The organism is Pseudomonas nitroreducens, from assembly GCF_014204515.1.
In the GTDB taxonomy this organism is placed as follows: Bacteria; Pseudomonadota; Gammaproteobacteria; order Pseudomonadales; family Pseudomonadaceae; genus Pseudomonas; species Pseudomonas nitritireducens_A.
Window position 1 is genome coordinate 24,038 of record NZ_JACHLI010000045.1, and the last position, 22,718, is coordinate 46,755.

General features: G+C 66.7%; 18 protein-coding genes. 8 read left to right on the forward strand and 10 right to left on the reverse strand.

Features of this window, described 5'->3' with window-relative positions; all coding sequences use genetic code 11:
* Positions 1-23: 23 nt before the first annotated feature.
* Entirely contained in the window at positions 24-830 is an 807-nt protein-coding gene (locus HNP46_RS32575) for a lytic transglycosylase domain-containing protein (RefSeq protein WP_184597451.1), read from the reverse strand.
* Positions 831-1,158: 328 nt separating this feature from the next.
* Between HNP46_RS32575 and HNP46_RS32580 the strand changes: the two genes are divergently transcribed.
* Entirely contained in the window at positions 1,159-1,890 is a 732-nt protein-coding gene (locus HNP46_RS32580) for an alanyl-tRNA editing protein (RefSeq protein ID WP_184597453.1), read from the forward strand.
* 93 nt (positions 1,891-1,983) lie between these two features.
* On the opposite strand, the gene HNP46_RS32585 is transcribed toward HNP46_RS32580, so the two are convergent.
* Positions 1,984-2,340: a cupin domain-containing protein gene (locus HNP46_RS32585; protein WP_184597455.1), complete on the reverse strand. Its 357-nt coding sequence runs from the start codon at positions 2,338-2,340 to the stop codon at positions 1,984-1,986.
* A gap of 11 nt (positions 2,341-2,351) precedes the next feature.
* Positions 2,352-3,737, reverse strand: coding sequence for an NAD(P)/FAD-dependent oxidoreductase (locus tag HNP46_RS32590; protein WP_184597457.1), 1,386 nt, complete (start codon positions 3,735-3,737; stop codon positions 2,352-2,354).
* A gap of 153 nt (positions 3,738-3,890) precedes the next feature.
* On the opposite strand from HNP46_RS32590, the gene HNP46_RS32595 reads away from it, so the two are divergent.
* The 3 genes from HNP46_RS32595 (at position 3,891) to HNP46_RS32605 (ending at position 6,769) form a co-directional block, all read left to right on the forward strand.
* The gene (locus tag HNP46_RS32595) at positions 3,891-4,718 is read left to right on the forward strand and encodes a nuclear transport factor 2 family protein (RefSeq protein WP_184597458.1); all 828 of its coding nucleotides are present in this window, start codon (positions 3,891-3,893) and stop codon (positions 4,716-4,718) included.
* Between the two features lie 65 nt (positions 4,719-4,783).
* A complete protein-coding gene (locus HNP46_RS32600; protein ID WP_184597460.1) occupies positions 4,784-5,161 on the forward strand; it encodes a DUF3592 domain-containing protein in 378 nt (125 codons plus the stop codon).
* Positions 5,162-5,296: 135 nt separating this feature from the next.
* Positions 5,297-6,769: an aldehyde dehydrogenase family protein gene (locus tag HNP46_RS32605; protein WP_184597462.1), complete on the forward strand. Its 1,473-nt coding sequence runs from the start codon at positions 5,297-5,299 to the stop codon at positions 6,767-6,769.
* Positions 6,770-6,978: 209 nt separating this feature from the next.
* On the opposite strand, the gene HNP46_RS32610 is transcribed toward HNP46_RS32605, so the two are convergent.
* Positions 6,979-8,313, reverse strand: a complete 1,335-nt coding sequence (locus HNP46_RS32610; protein ID WP_184597464.1) for an APC family permease — start codon at positions 8,311-8,313, stop codon at positions 6,979-6,981.
* Positions 8,314-8,382: 69 nt separating this feature from the next.
* Positions 8,383-10,020, reverse strand: a complete 1,638-nt coding sequence (locus HNP46_RS32615; RefSeq protein ID WP_184597467.1) for an amidohydrolase — start codon at positions 10,018-10,020, stop codon at positions 8,383-8,385.
* A 374-nt stretch (positions 10,021-10,394) separates the two neighbouring features.
* On the opposite strand from HNP46_RS32615, the gene HNP46_RS32620 reads away from it, so the two are divergent.
* A complete protein-coding gene (locus HNP46_RS32620; protein ID WP_184597469.1) occupies positions 10,395-11,303 on the forward strand; it encodes a LysR family transcriptional regulator in 909 nt (302 codons plus the stop codon).
* Between the two features lie 279 nt (positions 11,304-11,582).
* On the opposite strand, the gene HNP46_RS32625 is transcribed toward HNP46_RS32620, so the two are convergent.
* A complete protein-coding gene (locus HNP46_RS32625; protein ID WP_184597471.1) occupies positions 11,583-12,497 on the reverse strand; it encodes a LysR family transcriptional regulator in 915 nt (304 codons plus the stop codon).
* 119 nt (positions 12,498-12,616) lie between these two features.
* Between HNP46_RS32625 and HNP46_RS32630 the strand changes: the two genes are divergently transcribed.
* The 3 genes from HNP46_RS32630 to HNP46_RS32640 all read left to right on the forward strand — a co-directional run bounded on the left by HNP46_RS32630 (position 12,617) and on the right by HNP46_RS32640 (position 17,195).
* Entirely contained in the window at positions 12,617-14,353 is a 1,737-nt protein-coding gene (locus HNP46_RS32630) for an amidohydrolase (protein ID WP_184597473.1), read from the forward strand.
* A gap of 58 nt (positions 14,354-14,411) precedes the next feature.
* Complete coding sequence (locus tag HNP46_RS32635; protein ID WP_184597475.1) at positions 14,412-15,491, forward strand: C45 family autoproteolytic acyltransferase/hydolase; 1,080 nt, start codon at positions 14,412-14,414, stop codon at positions 15,489-15,491.
* A 366-nt stretch (positions 15,492-15,857) separates the two neighbouring features.
* Complete coding sequence (locus tag HNP46_RS32640) at positions 15,858-17,195, forward strand: MFS transporter (RefSeq protein WP_184597477.1); 1,338 nt, start codon at positions 15,858-15,860, stop codon at positions 17,193-17,195.
* Here the strand turns inward: HNP46_RS32640 and HNP46_RS32645 are convergent.
* From HNP46_RS32645 to HNP46_RS32660, 4 genes are all read right to left on the reverse strand, one after another.
* Complete coding sequence (locus tag HNP46_RS32645; RefSeq protein ID WP_184597479.1) at positions 17,188-18,072, reverse strand: DMT family transporter; 885 nt, start codon at positions 18,070-18,072, stop codon at positions 17,188-17,190. The two genes, HNP46_RS32640 and HNP46_RS32645, sit on opposite strands and share 8 nt — an antisense overlap.
* Before the next feature lie 250 nt (positions 18,073-18,322).
* Entirely contained in the window at positions 18,323-20,764 is a 2,442-nt protein-coding gene (locus HNP46_RS32650; protein WP_184597481.1) for a TonB-dependent siderophore receptor, read from the reverse strand.
* Positions 20,765-20,843: 79 nt separating this feature from the next.
* Positions 20,844-21,812, reverse strand: a complete 969-nt coding sequence (locus HNP46_RS32655) for a FecR family protein (RefSeq protein WP_184597483.1) — start codon at positions 21,810-21,812, stop codon at positions 20,844-20,846.
* A 3-nt stretch (positions 21,813-21,815) separates the two neighbouring features.
* A complete protein-coding gene (locus HNP46_RS32660) occupies positions 21,816-22,334 on the reverse strand; it encodes a sigma-70 family RNA polymerase sigma factor (RefSeq protein ID WP_184597485.1) in 519 nt (172 codons plus the stop codon).
* Positions 22,335-22,718: the final 384 nt, after the last annotated feature.

Genomic DNA, 22,718 nt, shown 5'->3' on the forward strand with positions numbered 1-22,718 from the left:
CGAACCCTCGCTGACCCCTGTTCCTACTGGTGGTTGCGATAACGCTCGGTCAGGGACTGCACGCGGGCGACGTAGGTTTGCGTCTCGCTGTAGGGCGGTATTCCGTTGTACTTGTCGACGGTCATTTCACCGGCGTTGTAACTGGCCAGCGCCAGTGTCTGGTTGCCGTTGAAGCGCTTGAGCAGCCACGCCAGGTAGCGCACGCCGCCACGGATGTTCTGCCGCGCGTCGAACGGATCGCTGACATTGAAGCGCTCGGCGGTGTCGGGCATCAGCTGCATCAGCCCCTGGGCACCGGCGATGGAAATGGCCCTGGGCTGGAACGCCGATTCGGCGTGGATCACCGCCCGCACCAGCGCCCGGTCGACGCCGTAGCGAATCGAGGCAGCCTCGATTTCCTTGCGATAGGAGCGGGTGTCCAGGCGCAGGCTGGCGACGTTGAAATCCCTGGGCGCCATGCACAGGTAGCAGCCCTTGATGTAGTACACCTCGATCACATCGACCCGCGCCGTGATCCCCACCGGGCGGCGGCTGACATACTGGCGCACGCCCTTGTGGACGAAGGTATAGACGCGGATCCGCTCTGCACCCGGCTTGTCACTTCGCTCGGCGCCTGGTGCGGTCTTCGACCTGGAGCCGCCAGTGGCGCCGGCCTTGCCATTCAGGGGAGTGCAGCGAGCGCCGGCAACGGGCTGGCTGGTGTGGCTGAGGGTACCGTCGCGCGCCAGGCACTTGTACTGGGCGCTGGCTAAATGGGGAGCGACCAGCAACGCCAGGCCGATGCATCCGGGAAGGCTCCTGCGAGCCCACTGCCACGCTCTGGAACTCACACTCTCGCTCCGCGCCGCGGGCGCCGATCAGGCCTGGGGTTGCCTGCTCCGTAGTAGGGAAAACGCCGACGAGGAACGCCGCCACGGGATTGACCCCGGGCGACCTGGCGTTTCGATCGGCTAGTTATACCCGTTCTGGTTGGCAGTGGAGCTTGTGCAGACGTACGGCTTGCCGACCTGGCTTGACGCGCTGAAGGTCCGGCTGGACGACGGCAGTCGCGAATTTGCCACTGTCTCTCAACGCTCCTTCCTACGCCTCGCCCAGCCAAGGATTGGGAACTGCCGAGGTAGAGTGCTTTGCTGTTGTTTCCAACAAGGAGAGTCGACGATGACCACCGACGCGTTGTTCCGCCGTGATGCCTACCTGCGCACTTGCGAGGCCTATATCCGCCAGATCAGCGAAACCGGCGTGCTGCTCGACCGCACGGTGTTCTACCCCCTGGGCGGCGGCCAGGCGGGCGACAGCGGCTGGCTGAGCCTGGCCGACGGCACCCGCCTGCGCATCGCCGACGCGCGCAAGGCGCCGTTCGAGGGGGCCGGCCCGGACGATGTGCTGCACCTGATCGCCGAGGAGCAGCGCGAGCTGCTCGCCGGCCTGCACCCGGGCCAGCCGGTGCAGGTGGAGATCGACTGGGAGCGCCGGCACCGGCACATGCGCCTGCACACCGCCTCGCACCTGATGTGCGCGATCCTGCCGTACCCGGTGGACGGCTGCAGCATCACCAGCGACTACGCGCGGCTGGATTTCGTGACGACGGAGCCGCTGTCGCGGGAGGACATCGACGCGCGGCTGGCCGATTTCGTGGCGCAAGCGGCGGACGTGAGCATCACCAGCATCAGCGACGCGGAACTGGCCGCCAGTCCCGAACTGGTGCGCACCATGAGTGTGAAGCCGCCGATGGGCTTCGGCCAGGTGCGCCTGGTGCGTATCGAGGGCATCGACCTGCAGCCCTGCGGCGGTACCCATGTGGCCAATACCGCCGAGATCGGTGGCGTGCGGGTGTCGAAGATGGAGAAGAAGACCGCGCGCACGCGGCGGGTGGTACTGGCGCTGGATTGACCAGACATTGTGTCCTGCGGACACATACCCTGAAGGATCCGGAGCAAAGACGAAGTCAGAGACAACGTAGGATCAAGAACCGCAGCGCCGAACTCAACCGAGAATGAAATACACCTTGCGCACCGGCGTGAGGTTCTCCCAGGTGCCCTTGAAGCCCGCTGCCACCACGAAGGAATCGCCCGGCCCGAAGGTCTTTGCCACGCCGTCGGCGTCGGTCAGGCGCACCGTGCCTTCGAGGATGTGGCACAGCTCGTCGTAATCGCACTCGCAGCGCTCCAGGTGCACGCCGGCTTCCCAGATGCCGGCGATGGCGCTTTTTTCCGGTGCCGCAAAATGCCGCCAGCTGCGGCTCTGGTAGGGCGCATCGACGATGGCCGGGTCGTCGATCACGCGCTCCTGCGGGGCGAGCTCGGGGTTGGCGAAGTCGATGACGTGGCGGGGCAGGGACATGAAGTTCTCCATCAGGAATCGAAACCGATGCCGAAGGCATCGAAGGTCTTGAGCAGCAGGTCGCGGCGGCCGGTGCGGTCTTCCCTGGCCAGCGAGCGCTGGGCCAGGCGCACGCCGAGGTAGCGCAGCGGCTCGGGCGGGAACGGGAAGGGCTTCTGCGAGGTCATGCGCAGTTGGGTACGTTCGGTGCGTTCGCCGCCCAGCTGGTCGAGCATGTTCAGCGCGGCGAAGCGGCTGGCCGCCACACCCTGGCCGGTGAAGCCCAGCGCATAGGCGACGCGTCCGCCGAGCACGCAACCAGTGAACAGCGTGGTGCGCGCGGAGGTGTCGATGATGCCGCCCCAGGCGTGGCTGAACTGCACCGGGCCGAGCTGCGGGAAGGCTTCGCAGAACTGTTCGGCCAGGCGCTGGAAGCTTTCCGGGCGTTGGGTCAGGGCCTCGGTGCGGCGGCTGCCGAAGTGGTAGATGGCGTCGAAGCCGGCCCAGAGGATGCGGTTGTCGGCGGTCTTGCGCAGGTAGTGGAACTGGTTGCCGGCATCGGCGATGCCGTAGCGCTCGACCCAGCCGATGGCGCGCAGCTGGTCGTCGGTCAGCGGCTGGGTGACCAGCGAGTAGTCGTACACCGGGATCACGCTGGAGTTCAGGTGGCCGAGCAGCGGCGGCGCGATATTGGTCGCCAGGGCGATCTGCCCGGCCTCCAGCTCGCCGCGGTCGCAGCGCAGCAGCAGGCGGTCGCCACGCTGGTGCAGCTCGTGCACCGGGGTGTTCTCGAAGACTTCGACGCCCTGTTCCAGGCAGACGCGGCGCAGTTCGGCAGCCATCTTCGCCGGGTTGAGCAGCGCGTAATTGGGTTCGAATACACCGGCCCGGTACTGCGGCGAGTCGAGTTTCTCTGACAGTTCTGCGCCTTCCAGCCACTGGCAGTCGATGCCGAAACGCTGGTAGTTGTGCTGCATGGCACGCAGGCCATCGGCTTGCCAGGGCTGGGCGGCGACGCTGAGCTTGCCGCGCCGTTCGAATTCCACATGCATGTTGAAGCGCTTGAGGTCTGCCTCGAATTCGTTGAGGTTCTGACGGCCCAGGCGTACCAGGGTTTCGGCTTCTTCCGGCCAGCGGCGCAGGGCATTGCCTACGCCGTGGGAAATGCTCGGCGCGCAGAAGCCGCCATTGCGCCCGCTCGCCTCGCCACCACAGCGACGTGCCTCGACCACCGCGATGCTCGCTCCGGGCCAGCGCAGACGGGCGTGCAGGGCGGTCCAGAGGCCGGTGAAGCCACCGCCGACCACCACCAGATCGAAGCGCCGATCGGCCTCCAGCGCCGGGGCGGCGGGAGTGGGATCGAGGGTATCGAGCCAGAAGGGTCTGGGTGTGGCGTGCGCAAGTGGGGCGGATGTCATCGGAAAACTCCGGCAGAATGTCGGAAGAAAAAAGCGGTCTTCGGGCCGCGTTCGGGTTTTGTAATCGCTTCCGGGAGCCAGGCATACGCTCCGGCGCTTTTTGCGGGCACGCCCGGAGCACACAGAGCCGGCCAAGACCGGCGAGGGAAGACAATGAGCGAAGAACAGGGCTGGAGTGCCACGCTGGAAGGCACGACCTACCAGCCCGACCCGGCCAGCGCCGACACCCATGCCGTGGTCATGCGTTACCACCAGGCCTGGCGGCGGCATGACATCGAGGCGCTGATGGCGCTGTTCGATCCGCAGGTGGAGTACAACGATTTCTTCCAGGGGCGTCGGATCGCGCCGAGCGAACTGCGTGAATACCTGCAGACCAGCATGCCGGCGGCAGGGGACGAATCGCAGGTCTACACCGATCGTTTGCGGGTAGATGGCGACACCGCCTTCCTGCAGTACCAGGTGACCCTGCGCGGTACCCAGGGGCTGGTGTCCTTCCGGACAACAGAGGCCTACACCGTGCGCGCCGGGCGGATCGTCCGGGTCAACGAACATGCCGCCTTGGTCGGTCAGCCGCCAAAGCCTGCCGGCGAGCCGCAGCCGCGCATGGCCGACAGCCGCCTGGGGCTCTCCGCGCGGCAACTGAGCCAGCTGGGCGGCGACATCCAGCAGTACTTCCAGCAGTCGCGGCCGTTTCTCAATCCGGACCTGGACATGCCCCAGGTCGCAGCGGCCACCGGCTACACGCGCAACCAGATTTCCTACTTCCTCAACCAGGTGCTCGGCCTGAGCTTCTACCAGTACCTGAACCAGCTCCGCCTGCGCCACCTGCTCGGCCAGCTCGACGGCGCCACCAGCGTCACGCGCATCGATGAGCTGGCGCGGGCGGCGGGGTTCCGCTCGCTGTCGACCTTCTACCGCTGTTTCCGCGAGGAGACGGGGCTGTCGCCCAAGGCTTATCTGGAACAGCGGGCTACGCAATAGCGCAGGGTGCGGGCTCTATTTATTCTGCTCAGGCCGGCAATGGCTTACCGATCAAGGATGATGCAATGAACCTGTTGAAATGGACGATCTGCCTGATCATGGTCGTAGCGTTCGCCAAGATGTACAGCATGGAGTCCAAAAGCCGAAACGGGCCCAGGGCCGAGGCAGTGGTGGAGAGCACCGAGGTGGTGAAGGAGCTGGCGCCGCGCAATAGTTCTCCGAGAGTGCGATACACGGTCTACGCGCACTACGTTTATGAGGTCGGTGGCAGGGAGTATCGCTCCCGCTATGTGGTCGCAATCACGGCGAGCGAGCCGCGGGCCAACCGGGAAGCGGCAGAGTTCCCCACCGGCCGGCCGATCACTGTCGGCTACAACCCGAAGAAGCCGGCTTATTCGGTCATCGTCGAGCCGGAAATTCCACGCTTCCATCTGGTTCATTGAGGTCGAGCTGCCTATTGTCCGCAGCGCTGGCGACCTCCGCGCGTGCCCGCATGCAGAGCGTGCGCGTTATCAATCTCGCACGCATTTCCCTATGCTCGACCGACAACTATTCCAACCCGCTCAGGAGACCTTCCCATGCGCGACCAGCTCTACATCGATGGCCAGTGGCAGGCCCCCGCGCAAGGCGGCCGCTTCGAGGTCTACGAACCGTCCAGCGAAGCGGTACTGACCGAAGTCGCTGCCGCTACCGGTGAAGACATTGACCGCGCCGTGCAGTCCGCGCGCCGGGCCTTCGACGAGGGCGAATGGGGTCGCAGCACGGGCAAGGAGCGCGCTGGCTACCTGCGCGCCATCGCCGACAACCTGCGCGGCCGCCGCGAGGACCTGGCGCGCCTGGAAGTGCAGGACAACGGCAAGCCGCTGCCCGAAGCGCAGTGGGATATCGACGACGCCATCGGCTGCTTCGACTACTACGCCGAGCTGGCCGACGGGCTGAATGACCAGGGTGAAGTGGTGGCGCTGCCCGACGAGCGTTTCACCTGCCGCGTACTGCGCGAACCGGTCGGCGTGGCCGGGCAGATCATCCCGTGGAACTACCCATTGCTGATGGCCTCGTGGAAGGTCGCTCCGGCGCTGGCCGCGGGTTGCACCGCGGTGCTCAAGCCGTCCGAACTGACCCCGCTGACGGCCCTGGAACTGGCCGCCGCCGCCGATGCCGTGGGCCTGCCCAAGGGCGTGCTCAACGTGGTCACCGGCCTGGGCCGCGACGCCGGTTCGCCGCTTTCGGCGCATCCGGGCGTGGACAAGCTGGCCTTCACCGGTAGCGTGCCGACCGGGCGCGCGATCATGCAGGCGGCCGCCCAGGACATCAAGAACGTCAGCCTGGAGCTGGGCGGTAAGTCGGCGTTCATCGTCTTCGATGATGCGGATGTCGAGGCGGCGGTGGAGTGGATCCTCTTCGGCATCTTCTGGAACCAGGGCCAGGTGTGCAGCGCCACCTCGCGCCTGCTGGTGCAGGACGGCCTGCACGATCGGCTGATCGAGCGCCTGGTGGAGGAAACCCGCCGCATCACCATCGGCAATGGCCTTGAGCCGGGCGTGCTGCTCGGCCCGCTGGTCAGTGCCGGGCAACACGCCAAGGTGCTGCAGGCCATCGAGGCCGGCGTGCGTGACGGTGCGAAGCTGGCCACTGGCGGCAAGCGCCCGGCCCATCGCGACAAGGGTTGGTTCGTCGAGCCGACGGTGTTCATCGACGCGCCGTTGGAGAGCGCCGTGTGGCGCGAGGAAATCTTCGGCCCGGTGCTCGCCGTGCGCCGCTTCAAGGACGAAGCCGAGGCGCTGCGCCTGGCCAACGACAGCCAGTTCGGCCTGGCGGCGGCGGTGATGTCCGCCGACCCGGCACGCTGCCAGCGGGTGAGCCGTGGCCTGCGCGCCGGCATCGTCTGGGTCAACTGCTCGCAACCGACCTTCACCCAGGCGCCCTGGGGCGGCTACAAGCAGAGCGGCATCGGCCGCGAGCTGGGCGTGTGGGGTCTGGACAACTACCTGGAGACCAAGCAGGTCACCGAGTACCTCAGCGATCAGCCGTGGGGTTGGTACATCAAGTAAGGCAAGCCCGGTGAGGTGATGAAGCGGCGGATAACCTGTTCCAGGTTATTCGCCCTACGGTACTGATCTGTTGGCTAGCGCAGGTGGGCGAATCCATCGCGGACGGAGTCCGCTCCTGCGGGGGAATGCCTCAGCCATCCGGCTTGCGTAGGAGCGGACTCCGTCCGCGATCGGCCCGCTGCCGCACCCTCGTCAGGCTTGTCTGCGGCTCACACGCTCAGCGCCACACGCCCCTTGCCGCGCAGGTAAAGCCCGTAGAGCACGCCGATCACCAGCCACGCGCTGCCCAGGGCCAGCGCGTGCACATCCATCCCGCAGAGCACCGTCAGCACCACCGCGATACCCACGATGGGCACCAGCCAATGGGCGAACCAGCGCCGGCTGCGGCCCTGGATACCGAACTTGACCAGCACCGACAGGTGCAGCAGGACGAAGGCGGTCAGGGCGCCGAAGTTGACGAAGGACGCGAGAGTGTCGATGCGTTCGCACATCGCCAGGGCGATGCCCAGCGACAGCAGCGTCGACAGCACCAGCGCCACGTGCGGCGTGCCGTGTCTGCGGTGCAGGCGGGCGAACAGCGCCGGCAGCTGGCGGTCGCGGCTCATGGCGAAGAGCACGCGGGACACGCCGACCTGCATCGGCAGGGCGTTGGTCAGGCCGACCATCACCGCGATCACCCACGCCAGCAGCAGGGCAAGCCAGGGGCCGACCTGGGTCGAGGTCAGTTCGTAGATGGCCGCCGAGGCGTCCTTGATAGTCACGCCCGGCATCAGGTTGCCCAGTACCCAGGTGGTTACCACGAACAGCGTGGCGCAGATGAGCAGCACCAGCAGGATGGCACGGCCGACCAGGCGGCGGTCGTTGTCCTTCACTTCCTCGGCGAGGGTGGAAATGGCGTCGAAGCCGAGGAACGACAGCACGCAGATCGAGGTGGCGGTAAACACCTTGCCGAGATCGAAACTGGCGCTGTCGAAGAAGGGCGCGGCGCTCAGCGTGCCCGCGCCCTTGCCCTGGGACAGGGCGAACAGCGCCAACCCAAGCAGGCCGAACATCACGGTGAACTGCAGCACTACCGAGACCATGCTGACCCGCGTGGTGACGGCAACGCCGAACCAGTTGATGCCCAGCGACAGCGCCACCAGCAGCACCAGGCACAGCGCGCGGTCCAGGCCGGGAACGAGAATCTGCAGGCCCACCGACATGATCAGGAACACCAGCGCCGGGATCAGCAGGTAGTCCAGCAGGATCAGCCAGCCGGCGACGAAGCCCGGCAGCTCGCCCAGGCTGTACCGCGCGAAGCCATACACCGAGCCTGCGCTCTGCACCTGGGCTGACAGCGTGGCGTAGCTCTGCGCGGTGAAGTACATGCAGATCGCGCCCAGCAGGTAGGCCAGCGCGATCAGCCCGCCGGAGGCATCCCAGACGAAACCGAAGGTGGTGAGCGGCGCCATCGGCGCGATGTAGGCCATGCCATAGGCCACCAGGTCTTTCAGGTCGAGCGTGCGCTTGAGCTGCGCGCCATCGTGGGGAACTGCAACGCCCATGAGCGAACTCCGTTGTTCTTGTTATCGGGATGCGGGATGGAATGGCCCGCGGTCGCGCGGGCCGGGTAATCAACCGGTGAAGCTGGGGTCGCGGTGCACTTCGCGGCCTTCCAGCAATGTCAGCAGTACCTGCGTCTGGCCTATCTCGTAGGGCGAGATGGCGTAGAGGTCGCGGTCGAGCAGGATCAGGTCGGCGTACTTGCCCGGTTCCAGGCTGCCGGTGCAGTCGTCGCGCCAGGCGGCGTGGGCGGCGTTTACGGTGTAGCCGCGAATCGCGTCGTCGATGCCGATGCGGTGCTGGGCGGTCTGCACCGGGCTGCCTGAGCCCAGCGCCGGGTTCTGCCGGGTGAGGGCGCACTGGATGATCTGGAACGGGTCGTAGCCGGTCACGCCCCAGTCGCTGCTGAGCATGCAGGTCGCGCCCTGGCGGACGAACTCGCCCAGCGGGTAGATGTATTGGCTGCGCTCGGGGCCGATCATGGCCTCGACGATGGCATCGGCCTCGGGGTTGGGTTGCGCCCAGAGCGTCTGATAGTTGGCCAGCACGCCGAGCTGCCTGAAACGCGGGATATCCGTCGGATCGACCACCTGCAGGTGCGCCAGCTGGTGGCGCGAATCCCACTGGCCATTGCGTTGACGGGCGATCTCCAGGCCGTCCAGCGCGGCACGCACGGCGCCATCGCCAATGCTGTGCACGTGGATCTGGAAGCCCTCGCGGTCGAACGCGCTGAAGAACTCGTCGATCTGCTCCTGGCTGAACATCAGCTCGGCGTTGCCACCGGTGTCGCTGCGCGGTGCGGCGAGCACCGCCGTGCCGTTCTCCAGTACGCCGTCGAGGAAGAACTTCGCCGAATGCAGGCGCACGCGCTCGCTGGCATAGGTGGCGCGCAGGTCCTTGAGCTCGGCCATCTGCTCGTCCAGCGGCTTGTGCGCGAAGATCTTCGAGGTGGCGCAGACACGCAGGGTGAGCTCGTCGCGCTCGAAGGAAGTCTGGTAGTTCTTCAGGTAGTTGCGCGCGGCCATGGCATCCAGCACGCCGGTGATGCCGCGGGCGTTGAAGGCCTTGCTGTAGTGCGCCATGGCCCGCAGGTAGTCGTCCTCGGTATAGCCGGGAGCGATGCGGTTCATCGCCCAGATGGCGTCTTCCACCAGCCAGCCCTTCGGGGTGCCGTCGGCCAGGCGCAGGTATTCGCCGTTGTCCGGTTCTGCGCTGCCGGGCCTGACGCCGGCCAGTTCGAAGGCGGCGCTGTTGGCCCAGCCGTTGTGGTAGTCGCTGGCGAACATCAGTGCCGGGCGGCCGTCGGTGACGCTGTCGAGCAACTCCCTGGTGAGCTGCTCGGGGCTGAAGCGCGCGGAGGAGAAACCGACACCGCGAATCCAGGGCTTTTCCGGGTGCGCCTGGGCGAAGGCGCGAATGGTCTCCAGCAGCTCGTCGAGGGTGGTGGCGTCGTACAGCGAGGCGTTGTGGTAGAGGTCGGCGGCACTGAGCTGGAAGTGCACGTGGGTGTCCTGCAGGCCTGGCAGCATCAGGCGCCCGCCGGCATCGATGCGGCGCGTGGCAGCATCGGCCAGCGCTTCGATGCGGGCATTGCTGTCGACCGCCATGATGCGCCCGGCGCGGATGGCGATGGCCTCGGCGCGCGGACGGCGGGCGTCCTGGGTGCGGATGTCGGCGTGGGTGATGATCAGCTCGGCGGTGGTGGACATGGTGGCTCCAGGTAGGACGGAAGGGTGCGGCCCAGGGGTTGGCGGGGGCGAGCGGCGCCTCTTCGCAGAGGGGCGTATCGCCCGGATCGGGGCTGCTCGTCCACGGCGCAGCGGTTCTCGCCGCGGCGACGAGGCAGACTTGCCAAGCCCGTCACCGGTCGTGCCGCTGCAGCCCGGCGGGTGGCAGCGCCAGGCTGACAAGGCCGCTTATTTTCATTTATGAGTTCAAAATGCTCGGCGAGTGAGCGGCACGGCTTTTCTCGGCGAACCGCGTGCCGCTTGATTCCTGTTGACGTTGCGCAGAGGCTAAGGTCCTTCCGCTCGACGAGTAAGCGGCACCTCGGAACAACACTTGGGAAATTTCGGACTCAATCGTGGACAAGCTCAACAGCCTGCAGCTCTTCGTCATCAGCGCCGAACTGGGTAGCTTCAGCCGCGCTGCCGAAGAGCTGGGCAGGACACCTTCCGCTGTCGCCAAATCCATCGGGCAACTGGAGCAGGAGGTCGGCGCGCGGCTGTTCGAGCGCACCACCCGCAGCATGGCGTTGACCGAGGCCGGGCAGCTCTACCTGGAAACCGCGCGGGAGGTGCTGGAGCGCATGCGCGAGTCGGAGGAGGAAATCGCCCAGCTGCACCACAGCCTCAAGGGACGCCTGCGGATCAATGGCCCGCTGGCGTTCGGCCGGCCGTTCCTCAATGGCGCCTGCGCGAGCTTCCTGCAGCAGCACCCGGACATGAGCCTGCAGGTAGACCTCACCGACGCCTATATCGACATGCTCGATGGCCGCTACGACCTCGCCCTGCGCCTTGGGCACAGCGACCTGCCGGGGCTGATCGCGCAGCCGGTGGGGGAGAGCCGCATCGTGTTCTGCGCCAGCCCCGGATACCTGGAGCGCCACGGCGTGCCGCACCGGCCGGAACAACTGGTGGAGCACGAGTGCCTGGTCTATCGCCATCCGGCGCTGGGCGAGAGCTGGCTGATCGAGCGAGCCGGCGAGCGACTGCTGCTGCCACGCAGCGGGAGGCTGAACAGCGACAACCAGGAACTGCTGGTGGAAGCCTGCCTGGCGGGGCAGGGAGTGCTGCCTTGCCCGTACTGGAGCGTGCTGCCGTACCTGCGCGATGGACGGCTGCGGACGATCCTCGACGATTGCCACTTCCATCCCAAGGCGCTGGGTTCGGAGCTGCTGGCGGTATACCCGAGCACGCGGCGGGCGACGCGCAAGATCAGCGCGTTCATCGAACACCTGCGCGGTTACCTGCGGGAGCAGCGGTTGGTGTAGGTCCCGGCCCCCGTTTCAGCGGGCAGCGCCCGCGATTGCGCGGATGGCGTGCTCCCGCTGATGAGCGCTGCACCTCGGCGTACCCCTGCAAGGATGAATTCCGCCGCGGGGGATTTCGCGGACAGGGCCCGCTCCTACGTGAATACCGTGCCAGCGCGTTCCCTCTCCCTGAAGGGAGAGGGAAATCCAGGCACAGATTTCCGGAACAAAGACAGTTGCTCCTACGCTAGCGAGAATGCTGGGAGTCTGCCGGCAGGATGGGCAGGGGCACCGCGCCGATCAGCTCAACCCTTTCCCCTGCAGGTGCTCGCGCAGGTACTCGATGAATACCCGCACCTTGCGCGTGCTGCGCCGGTGCGGCAGGTACAGCACATGCACCCAGGGCCCGAAGGCGCTCTGGTCGCGCCAGCAGTCGGGTAGCTGTTCCACCAGCTCGCCGCTTTCCAGGTAGGGCAGCGCGCTCCATTGCGGGAGGAACTGCAGGCCCTGGCCATCGAGCAGGCACGCGAGGAGGAAGTCGTAGTTGTCGCTGGCGATGCGCGGCACCGGCTGGCGGATGCGGATGCGTTCGCCGTCCTTCTGCACCCACCAGAAGTTCCGGTTCAGCAGCGGGTGGCGGAAGATCAGCCAGTCGTGCTGTTCGTAATTCTCCAGCGTCACCTCCAGCCCCTTTTCCGCGAGGTACCCGGGGCTGGCGCAGAGCATCAGGCGGTTCTCCAGCAGCGGCTGGGCGATCACGTCCGGCAGGTCGATGGGGCCGTCGCGCAGGGCGATGTCGTAGCCGCCTTCCACCAGGTCGACGAACTCGTCCAGCAGGTCCACCTCCAGGCGCACCTGCGGGTGCTCGCGCAGGAATCGGCAGCACACCGCGTTGAAGAAGGCCGGGGCGAAGGAGGGTGGCGAGACGATGCGCAGGCTGCCGCGCAGCTCGGTCTGCAACTGCTCGACTTCCTCGCTGGCGCGTTGCAGTTGCATCAGCGCCGAGCGCGCGCCTTCCAGGTAGATATGCCCGGCCTCGGTCAGCGCCATGCGCCGAGTGGTGCGCTCGAACAGGCGCTGGCCCAGCTCGGCTTCCAGTTGCGCCACCCCCTTGGTGATCGCCGACGGGGTCTTGCCCAGTTGTTCGGCGGCGCGGCTGAAGCCGCCATGCTCGGCGGTGGCGACGAACATGGTGAGGGCGGTCATCTTGTCCATGGATTGCTTCCTGGTATTGCTTCCTGACAGGAACAGAAGTTGTGCGGCAAGTCGGTGTTAAAGCCGCCGGGGCTTTTGCTTAACCTTCATCGCAGATCAACAATAACGAAGGCTCTGCGATGAAACTACTGATTCCGGCGCTGGTGTCGGCGGCTTGCGCTTTTTCCTCAATGGAAACGATGGCCGCCGCTGACCTGATTCTCCATGGTGGCAAGGTCTACACCGCCGAGCCTGGACAGGCGCTGCAACAGGCAGTAGCGGTGGAGAACGGCCGCATCCTCGCGGTGGGTTCCGACGCGCAGATCCTCAAGCTCCAGCAGCCGGCAACGCAGGTCATCGACCTGCACGGCCAGGTGCTGATGCCCGGCTTCATCGACTCCCACACCCATCTGGTCAAGGGCGGCCTGCAGATGCTCCAGGCCAACCTGGACAACCAGGACCTGCCGCTGGCCGAATTCGAGAGCAAACTGCGCCAGTGGCGCGACGACGGCCGCGCGCGGAGTGGCCAGTTCCTCTATGTCGGCGGCGTGCCCACGGCCTACTGGGACGAGCTCGGCGAACTGCAGCAGCGCTTCAACCAGGGTGAATGGGCGAAGCAGCCGATCCTCCTGGCCGGCGGCGACTACCACACCGGCTGGGCCAACCAGGCACTGCTCGACCTCGCCGGCATCGACGCGGCCAAGGTCCGGTCGCTCAAGGGCGAGGAGCAGGCCACTATCGGCCATGGCGCCGACGGCAAACCGAACGGCTTCCTGGTGGATGCCGGCCTCTACCCGGTGCAGGCCATGCTGCCGCTGGCGAGTGACGAGGAGCTGCTCAAGGCGCTGAAGGGCGCGCAGAGCTATTACCACGAACTGGGCATCACCGCCTGGATGGAGCCCCTGGCCAACGAGAACCCCGGCGGCGACATCCACAACGATTCCGTTGGCGTGCTGCCGGCCTACAAGCTGCTGGCGGAAGAGGGCGGGCTGACCGCTCACGTCGCGGCCCTGCTGATGGCCGACTCCAAGGCGACCCCGGCCGACCTCGACGAACTGGACAAGGTGCGTCAGCAGTTCATCGATGTGCCCAACCTGACCCTGCCGGGCATCAAGGTCTTCGCCGACGGCGTGGCCGAAGTGCCGGCGCAGAGCGCGGCGATGCTGGAGCCCTACAGCAACTCGAAGAAGTACGGCGAACTGCTGATCGACCCGAAACATTTCGGCGAGCTGGTCAGCGCCGCCGACGCCCGTGGCTGGCTGGTGCACATCCACGCCATCGGCGACCGCGCGGTGCGCGAATCGCTCAACGGCATCGAGCAGGCACGCAAGGATCGCCACAGCGGCATTCCGCACTCGATCACCCACCTGCAGATGGTCAACCCCAAGGACTTTCCGCGCTTCAAGGCACTCGACGTGATCGCCGCCATGCAGCTGTACTGGGCCGCCGCCGACGAGAACAGCGTCGACCTGGTCAAGCCCTATGTCAGCGCCATGGCCTTCCTGCACATGTACCCGGCGCGCTCGCTGCTGAAGAACGGCGCCACTATTTCCGGCGCCAGCGACTGGCCGATCACCACGCCCGATCCGTGGAAGGCGATCTACCAGGGAATCCAGCGGGTCGGCCCGAAGGGCGTGCTCAATGCCGCCGAAGACATCGATCGGCAGACCCTGTTCCAGGCCTACACCCTCAACGCTGCGCGCACCCTTCGCCTGGAGAACAGCATCGGCTCGCTCAAGCCCGGCAAGCAGGCCGACCTGATCCTGCTCGATCGCGATGTGTTCACGGTCGAGCCCCAGGTGCTGCGTGACACCCGCGTGCTGAAGACCTGGTTCGCCGGCCGCGAAGTCTATAGTCGTTCCAGCGACAAACCGTGATCGTTGTTAACAAAGCACTCCCTGATTCGACAGTTCAAGCAGTAACAGGAGCCTTGCCGTGATCCTTCACACCTTCACCACCGACCTCCGCGACCCGCTGCAGCGTGGCCGGCAGATCGGCGAAACCTTCGCCGGGCAGATCCGCCAGACCGTGGCGCTGTACCTGGATTTCTTCCCGCGCGTCGGCGTGGAGCTGGACAAGGCCCGCGCCATCGGCGAAGCCAGCCTGGCGGCGCTGGCCGACTGGTGCCCGGCGCTGGCCAGGGAAGTCGAGGGCCTGGCCCTGGGTACCGGACTGCCGCTGTGGCAGCTGGCGGCGCTGAATGCGCGTACCGAAATTCTCGCGGTGATGCCCGAGCAGCCGGTGGAAGGCGAATGCTCCACCTCGGTCTACGCCCCGGCAGGCAGCCAGGCGCCGCGCAGCCTGCAGACCTGGGACTGGCACGACAGCCTGGTGCCCCACGGCCTGCTGCTGGGCTTCACCGGCAGCAGCGGCCTCACCGCCAAGCTGTTCACCGAGTTCGGCATGCTCGGCAAGATCGGCGTGAACAGCGCAGGGCTGGGCGTGCACTTCAACATCCTGCACCACGCCAGTGACGACGGCAGCGCCGGCGTACCGGTGCACGCCATCGCCCGCCGCGTGCTGGAAGAGGCCACCAGCGTCACCGAGGCCATCGACCTGGCGCGTTCGGCGCGGGTCAGTGCCTCCACCGTGCTGACCGTCTTCACCCGCAACGATGTGCGTGCCCGCGCCGCCAGCATCGAGATGAGCCCGGCGCACACCGCCGTGGTGGTGCCGCGCGAGGATGGCTGGCTGCTGCATACCAATCACTTCCTCGACGGTGAGCTGAGCTGGGGCGAGCGTACGGCAGATGTGTCCACCACCTATGCGCGCCTGGAGCACCTCAAGGCCGCCACCGCCGGCATGACCGGCAAGGCCCTGCGCGAACGCGCCGACGCTTTCTGCGGTGCCGACGGTGAGCAGGCGGTGGTGTGCTTCCACCCGGATATGTCCGAGCCGGATACCGAGCGCTGGGAGACCTTGCTGAGCATTGGCCTGGATACCGTCGGCTGTGCGCTGGAGTACGTCGCGGGCACGCCGAAGAAGCTGGCCGATGAAGGCTTCCTGCGCTTCTAGAGACCGATGGATAAAGGCCGCTGAGTTCGTAGGGCGCATAACGCGCCAGCGTTATCCGCCGCCAGGCAGTCGGCGGATAACCCGTTCCGGGTTATGCGCCCTGCGGGCTGGAGCGCCGGGCCGCAAAAGCCCCTCACCCTAACCCTCTCCCAGGGGGAGAGGGGACTGACCGGTGCCGGCTGAAACAACGGTGTCAGCCGGCACATTCGGCTCCCTCTCCCTGCGGGAGAGGGCTGGGGTGAGGGCATAGCCCAGGCACCCATCTTTCCGGCCCAAAGCGATTCCGCTTCAAAATCTAATGCCCCGTGGCAGCCCATCGGCCGCCGCGCGGGTTTCGTGTTGCCACAAGAACAAGAGTGAACCGCCATGATCGACCACACGCCCGCCGCCCCCGGCTCGCGCTCGGCCTTCCGCACCTTCTGCGTCTCCGGCATGGGCACCGCGCTGGAGTTCTACGATTTCGTCATCTACGGCTACGCCGCCGCGCTGATCTTCCCGCAGCTGTTCTTCCCCGGCATGGACCGCCTGACCGCCGTGCTGGTGGCCTTCGCCGCGTTCGGCGCCGGCTTCTTCGCCCGGCCGCTGGGCGGCGTGGTATTCGGCCACCTGGGTGACCGCTACGGCCGGCAGAAGGCACTGGTCGCCACCCTGGTGCTGATGGGCCTGAGCACGTTGCTGATCGGCTTCCTGCCCACCCACGCCAGCATCGGCGCGGCCGCTCCGGTGCTGCTGGTACTGCTGCGCCTGGTCCAGGGCTTCGCCGCCGGTGGCGAGTGGGGCGGGGCAGCGCTGTTCGGTATCGAGGTGGCGCCCAAGGGGCGTCGTGGCCTGTGGGGCAGCTTCACCAGCATGGGCATCGGCATCGGCGGCATCTTCGGCGCTGCGGTGTTCGCCATCGTCAGTTTCGCCTTCGACGACGACCTCTCCGGTATCGCCTGGCGCATCCCGTTCTGGCTCGGCGGCCTGCTGGTGCTGGTCGGTCTCTATGCGCGCCTGCATAACACCACACCGCAGCCCAAGGTCGCGCCGAAGACTGAAGCGCGCATGCCGCTGATGGAAGCCTTCCGCCGCCGCCCGCGCGAGTTGCTGCTGTGCATCGGCATCGCTTTCGGCTACGTCACCATCGCCTATATCGGCAGCACCTTCTTCCTCGCCTACGCGACCGATATCGGCTACAGCAGCAGCCACGCCTTGCTGTTCGACTTCTCGCTGTCGGTGGTCATCGTCGCCTCCGCGCCGTTCTTCGGGCACCTGTCGGACCGCTTCGGCCGTCGCGCGGTGATGATCTTCGGCGCGGCGATCATGGCGCTGGGGCTGTTCGCCTTCTTCCCGCTGATCGGCCTGCACAGCCTGCCGCTGGCTTTGCTGGCATACATCGCCGTGGGCTTCTTCATGGGCGCGACCCAGGGGCCGATCCCGGCATTCCTCGCCGAGCAGTTCCCGCGGGAAATGCGCTACTCGGGGATTTCCTTCAGCTACCAGATCGGTGCGGCGCTGGGCGGCGGCACGGCGTCGAGCATCGCCACCGCCATCCTCATCGCCACCGGGCGCAACCCGTTCGGCGTGGCGCTCTATGGCGCGGCGGCCCTGTTGCTGGTGGCGGTGTGTTCCTGGCTGCTGCGGGAAACCGCACGCCTGCCGATGGAGGAGATCGACCGTGACGACGCGCCAGTTGGCGCGGCCCAGGTCCAGCCGCTCAACTGACCGCGCGTGCCTTGGTGCCCGGCACCAGGCCGAGCACCAGCGCACAGCCGAGCAGGATGATCAGCGCGCCCACGCCCTGCATCAGCGACAGGGCTTCGCCCAGCACCAGCGCGCCGACCAGCACCGCGACCACGGTGACGACGAACTCCACGCTGATGGTTTTCGTCGCACCGATGCGTGCGACCAGCTGGAAGTACACGACGTAGTTCACCGCGCTGAGCACGCAGCCGCAGAGCAGCAGGAAGAGGAAATCGATGGGCTGCGGCGTGCCCGGCACCGGCACCCAGATCAGCAACGGCAGGGTGAGCAAGCCGCCGATGCCGAAGGCGCCGCAGGTCACTTCCCAGGGGCCGGCGGTACGCAGCTTGAGGCTCGCGTAATTGCTGCCGAAGGCTGCGCACACCGCGCCGAACACCGAGGCGGCGCTGCCGAGAATGAATTCGTGGGTGATCGGTACTGCCGGGAAACCCACCAGCAGCACCATGCCGCAGAAGCCCAGCACCAATCCGCCCAGACCGCTCCAGGTGATGCGCTCCAGCCCCCAGAGGCGGCCGATGAGCATGGAGAACAGCGGAATGCCGGCGACGAAGATCGCCGCCATGGCGGTGCCGATGCGCGGCGTGGCGTAGGTCATGCCGATCAGCTGGCCGGCCACCGTGGTGGCGCCGACCACGCACAGCGGCTTCCACAGCCCTTCGAAATTCAGCCGGCGCCCGGACAGCTTGGCCACCGCGAACAGCGTGAAGCTGGCGATCAGCGCGCGGAAGCTGACCGCGCCAACCCAGCCGAAGCCGGCGATGGCCTTGAGCAGCACGAGAAAGGACAACCCCCAGCCGATCGCGAGGAACAGGTAGGCGGCAAGGTCGCGCGGTTGCATACGACTCCGGTGGCACAAGGCAGAAGGCGGCCGCCGAAGCGCGGCGGCGAATGCGCCTATCTTGCCGGGCGCCGGTGACGCTTGGGAAGGCAGTGCAGCGACGTTTTTCTGCCTGCCAGCGCCTGCGACCGCCGGCCCGGCCATCTGCCCTGCACAGAGCTGCGGCGCTGCCGGACGCTCACTCCGGGCTGCGGCGAGCGCCGCAGCAGGGTGAGAGTCCAATGGGCAGTAGGTTGCGCAGCGGTCGTGCTCAGTAGGTGCCGCGCAGGGTCAGCATCAGGTTGCGCGGTTCGCCGTAGAAGTTCGAGCCCCAGGCGCTGTCGACGCGCTCGTAGTACTTGCGGTCGAAAATGTTGTTGGCGGTCAGCGTCGAGCTCAGGTGCTCATTGAACTTGTAGCCGAGCTGGGCGGTGGAGACGGCATAGCCGGGCTGTACGAAGTCGGTATTGCTGCGGGTGTAGAGCGTCTCGCTGACCACGCGGGTGCCGCCGGCCACATGGAAGCCCTTCAGCGCGCCGTCGAGGAACTCGTACTTGGACCACAGGTTGAAGTTGTGCTTGGGCGTGATGGTGCTGTAGGTGTCGCCCGAGCTCAGGCCGTTGTTCGGGTCGTCCTCCAGCAGGCGGGTCATGGTGAACGCGTAGCCGGTGACGATGCTCCAGTTGTCGGTCAGGTTGCCGCTCAGCTCGGTCTCCCAGCCCTGGCTGCGCACCTTGCCCTGGGCCTCGTAGGCATTCACCGGGCTGCCGCTCCACTGGGCGCGGTTTTCGTCGTAGATGCGGAACAGGGCGATCGAGGCATTGAGCCGGCCGTCGAGCAGTTCCTGCTTGAGGCCCACTTCATACTGCTTGCCTTCGTGCGGGCCGATCATCTTCTGGCCGCTGCCGTCGGTCTCGCTCTGCGGCTTGAACACGCTGGTGTAGCTGGCGTAGGCGGCCAGGCTCGGGTTCAGCTTGTAGATCACTGCGCCGTAGGGGATGGCCTTGGCGTTGATCTGGCTGGAAGGATTGCCGAAGTTGTCGAAGAAGGTATTGGCGTTCTTCGCATCGGCGTCATACCAGCTCACCCGCGAACCGAGGATCAGGTCCAGGCGGTCGGTCACGCTCAGCCGGGTGCGGCCATAGAGGCCGTACTGGCGGCTCTTGGTGAAGTTGAAGTTGGTGTGCGGCATGTCCAGGCGCGGCAGGTCGTTGGCGCCGTCGATACCGATGGGCACCTCGTCGGCGTAGCCGTCGTTGTCCAGGTCCACGGAGCCGTAGGTGAAGGCCTTGTCCAGGTGCTGGTATTCCGCGCCCAGGGTGAACTCGTGGGTACGCCCGGCGAAGTCGAAGGGCGAGGTGACGAAGCTGTCCAGGCCCAGGGTCTTGATCCGCTCGTAGTAGGAGTAGCGCGCTGCATCGGCAGTCTGGGTCTCGGGATTGACCACCCAGGTGGTCCAGCTGAATTCGCGCAGGGGCAGGCGGGCGTCGCGGTAGGTCAGCGAGGTCTTCCACTGGCCGCCGTTGTCGAGGCTGTGGTCGAGCTCGGAGAAGGCTTCCCAGGTTTCCTCCTTCATGCGGTTCCACTTGGCGTCGACGTAGGTGGAGCGCGGTACGTTGAGCAGGGTGCCGTCGGCATAGGCCGGCAGGCCGAAGGCGGGTGTGGAGTTGTTCTTCTGGTAAGAGCCGCCCAGGGACAGGGTGGTGCTCGGGTCCACGTCCAGTTCCAGGCGGCCGTAGAACATCGGCCGCTCGTTCTGCACATAGTCGACGAAGGATTTGTTGCGCTCATAGGCCATGACCGAGCGGCCGCGGATCGTGCCCTCATCGTTCAGCGGGCCGGTCACGTCGACCATGCTGCGGTAGCGGTCCCAGGAGCCGGCGGCCACCTCGCCGCTCAGGCCGAAGGTGTCCAGGGCGCGCTTGCGTACCAGGTTGATGGTGCCGGCGGGCTCGCCGGAGCCGGCGTACAGTCCGCCCGGCCCGCGCAGGACTTCGACGCGGTCGTACATGGCCAGGTCGAAGCTGGTGGCCATGTCGCCCTGGCCGGTGATCTGCGAGACCCCGTCGACCTGCACCTGGTCCACCAGGAAGCCGCGCATGTACACGTCATTCAGGCTGGAGCCGGTGTTGTAGGTCTTGACCGTGGCGCCGGTGGCCTGGCGCATCGCGTCCTGCAGGTTGTTCATGTTCTGGTCGTCCAGGCGCTGGCGGGTGAGCACGCTGACCGATTGCGGGGTTTCCAGCAGGGAGTGCGCGCCCTTGCCGATGGTGACGGCTCCGCTGGCATAGGAATGGCTGCCTTCGGTGGTGGCCCCCAGGCGCTGGGCGCTGATGGTGGTGTCGCTGAGCTCCACGACGTTGCGTTTCACCAACTGGTAGCCGTTCTCGCCCTGGGCAGCCTGGTAGCCGCTGCCGGCCAGCAGGCGGGAGAAGCCTTCGTCGATCTCGAAGCTGCCCCGCAGGCCCGGCGAGGTCAGGCCCTTGAGGTCGGCGGTGCGGTAGACGATGGCGATGCCGGCCTGCTGGGCGAAGCGGTTGAGGCTTTCGCCCAGGTCTCCGGCGGGAATGTTGAAGCTCGCCGCCTCGGCGTGCGCCACCGAGGGCAGCGCGGCAGCCGCCACGAGGGGCAGGGGCAGGGCCAGGCGCACGGCCAGTGCCAGGGGGATCAGCGAGCCGCCGCAGCGCGGCTGGTTGCGAGTGAAGAACGACATCAGGTGAAGCTCCATTTCTTGGGTTGGCGTCTTCCATGACGGGCCGCCCGAAAAAAGCGGAACCACTTTCACCTGATAATTATTCCTGATTCGCTTCCGCGCTGATCCGCACCAGCCACGGAGTGAACCGGCGCACCTTGACCGGAAGAATCTCCTCGATCAGCGCCAGGGCGCGGGCGCTGTCGTCCAGCGGCAGGACGGCGGAAATCCGCAGGTGGTTCAGGGCCGGATCGTCGTAACTCCAGTAGCCGCGCTGTTGCCGGGACAACTGGTCGAGCACTTCGCCCAGCGGGGCGTCACGCACCACCAGTTGGTGCCGCTGCCAGGCCTGGTCGACGCTGGCCGGGTCGACCTTGCCGAGCGACTGGACATCGTCGCGGGTGATGCGCACCTGCTCGCCGGCGGCAACCTCCTGGGTCCGCGAGCCGTCGGCGCTCTGCGCGGAAACCCGCGAGTGCAGCATGCTCAGCTGCGTATCCTGCGCCTGGAGGTTCACCACGAAGCGGGTGCCGAGGGCGCGCATGCTGCCGTCCGCGGTGGTGACCCGGAACGGTCGCTGCGGGTCGGGTGCGACCTCCACCAGCACTTCGCCGCGCAGCAGTTCGACACTGCGCTGGCCCTGGTCGTAATGCAGCTTCACCGCACTGTTGCCGGCCAGCAGGAGCACCGAGTCGTCGGCCAGACGCTCCCGGCGCCACTCGCCCGGAGCGGTGTGGAGGTCGGCCTGCAGGTCCTGGCGCCAGTCGCCATTGGCCGCCAGAAGTGCCGCCAGTCCGAACGCGACAACCCCCAGCCCGAGGAGTGCCCGCGGTACCCGGCGCTGCTTGCTGGCGAAGGTGCTGGCAATCGCCATGCCGGCGGCCTGGCGTTCGTTCTGCAGGCCGTGCAGCTGGCCGATCAACCCGCGCATCTGGTCCACCGCCTGGCGATGGCGCTCGTCGCTGGCGTACCAGCGCTCGAAGGCCTGGCGCTCGCTTGTGGAGCAGTCGTTCTCGTCCAGTCGCAGGACCCAGTCAGCGGCCGTCTCCAGGATGCTTTCGTCCTTCATGGCTCAGACATCCAGCGCCTGGTTGCAGTGCACCAGCGCCTGCACCAGGTAGCGCCGCACCATGCGCTCGGAGATCGACAGCTGCAGGGCGATTTCTGCCTGCGACAGCTGACTCAGGTAGCGCAACAGGAAGACTTCGCGAGCCTTGGCGCCCAGGCCGTCGAGGGCGAAGCAGACGCGTTCGAGCAGTTCCAGGGTGGCATTGAGCCGTTCCGGTGAAGGTGCTCCGTCGCAGTGTTCGTTCTGCTGCGCCAGCTCCGCCAGATAGGCCGCTTCCAGTCGCTTGCGCCGCGATTCATCGATAATCAGCCGGCGCGCCGTGGTGCTCAGGAACGCGCGCGGCTGGCGCAGGTCGGCCAGCCGCTCGGGCGAGCGCAGCAGGCGGATGAAGGTGTCGTGGGAGACATCCGCCGCGTTGTGCGGGCAGCCCAGCACGCGGCGTAGCCAGGAAACCAGCCAGCCATGGTGATCGACGTAGAGCTCGTGCAGGGCGCGACGCAGGGGATCGGCGGGCTTGTCCATGGAGTACTGGCATGCAATTGATAATTATTGTCAATTGTATGGCCGCTGGCGGCTTCGCGTAAATCCCTGGTTATCGCCGCTGCTACTCGCCTCTAGCTGGCAGGCGTTTTCTAGCGGCCTGAGACGCTAGCCCAGCGCTCGCGCGGCAACTCGTAGCAGAGCCAAGGCGCCGGTGTACCGGAGAGGTCCAGTTCGGCCTGGTAGGCCAGCGTCGCGCCGAGTTTTGCGGTGCCTTTCTGCGAGCGGATATTGCTCGGCGCGATGTGGAACCACACCCGCTCGAAATGCTGTAAGCGCTTGATTGACGACGTCCTTGCGATGCGAGTAGGCGCAGTTACTCAGTCGCGTTGAGGATCCAGGGCAGCAGGGCTTCATAGTCCTCGA

Coding starts and splice junctions, on each gene's coding strand:
- HNP46_RS32660 (WP_184597485.1), bottom strand. CDS start 22,334: ATGGACAAGCCCGCCGATCCCCTGCGTCGCGCCCTGCACGAGCTCTAC.
- HNP46_RS32640 (WP_184597477.1), top strand. CDS start 15,858: ATGATCGACCACACGCCCGCCGCCCCCGGCTCGCGCTCGGCCTTCCGC.
- HNP46_RS32655 (WP_184597483.1), bottom strand. CDS start 21,812: ATGAAGGACGAAAGCATCCTGGAGACGGCCGCTGACTGGGTCCTGCGA.
- HNP46_RS32610 (WP_184597464.1), bottom strand. CDS start 8,313: ATGGGCGTTGCAGTTCCCCACGATGGCGCGCAGCTCAAGCGCACGCTC.
- HNP46_RS32615 (WP_184597467.1), bottom strand. CDS start 10,020: ATGTCCACCACCGCCGAGCTGATCATCACCCACGCCGACATCCGCACC.
- HNP46_RS32595 (WP_184597458.1), top strand. CDS start 3,891: ATGAGCGAAGAACAGGGCTGGAGTGCCACGCTGGAAGGCACGACCTAC.
- HNP46_RS32605 (WP_184597462.1), top strand. CDS start 5,297: ATGCGCGACCAGCTCTACATCGATGGCCAGTGGCAGGCCCCCGCGCAA.
- HNP46_RS32585 (WP_184597455.1), bottom strand. CDS start 2,340: ATGTCCCTGCCCCGCCACGTCATCGACTTCGCCAACCCCGAGCTCGCC.
- HNP46_RS32650 (WP_184597481.1), bottom strand. CDS start 20,764: ATGTCGTTCTTCACTCGCAACCAGCCGCGCTGCGGCGGCTCGCTGATC.
- HNP46_RS32645 (WP_184597479.1), bottom strand. CDS start 18,072: ATGCAACCGCGCGACCTTGCCGCCTACCTGTTCCTCGCGATCGGCTGG.
- HNP46_RS32625 (WP_184597471.1), bottom strand. CDS start 12,497: ATGGACAAGATGACCGCCCTCACCATGTTCGTCGCCACCGCCGAGCAT.
- HNP46_RS32600 (WP_184597460.1), top strand. CDS start 4,784: ATGAACCTGTTGAAATGGACGATCTGCCTGATCATGGTCGTAGCGTTC.
- HNP46_RS32590 (WP_184597457.1), bottom strand. CDS start 3,737: ATGACATCCGCCCCACTTGCGCACGCCACACCCAGACCCTTCTGGCTC.
- HNP46_RS32580 (WP_184597453.1), top strand. CDS start 1,159: ATGACCACCGACGCGTTGTTCCGCCGTGATGCCTACCTGCGCACTTGC.
- HNP46_RS32630 (WP_184597473.1), top strand. CDS start 12,617: ATGAAACTACTGATTCCGGCGCTGGTGTCGGCGGCTTGCGCTTTTTCC.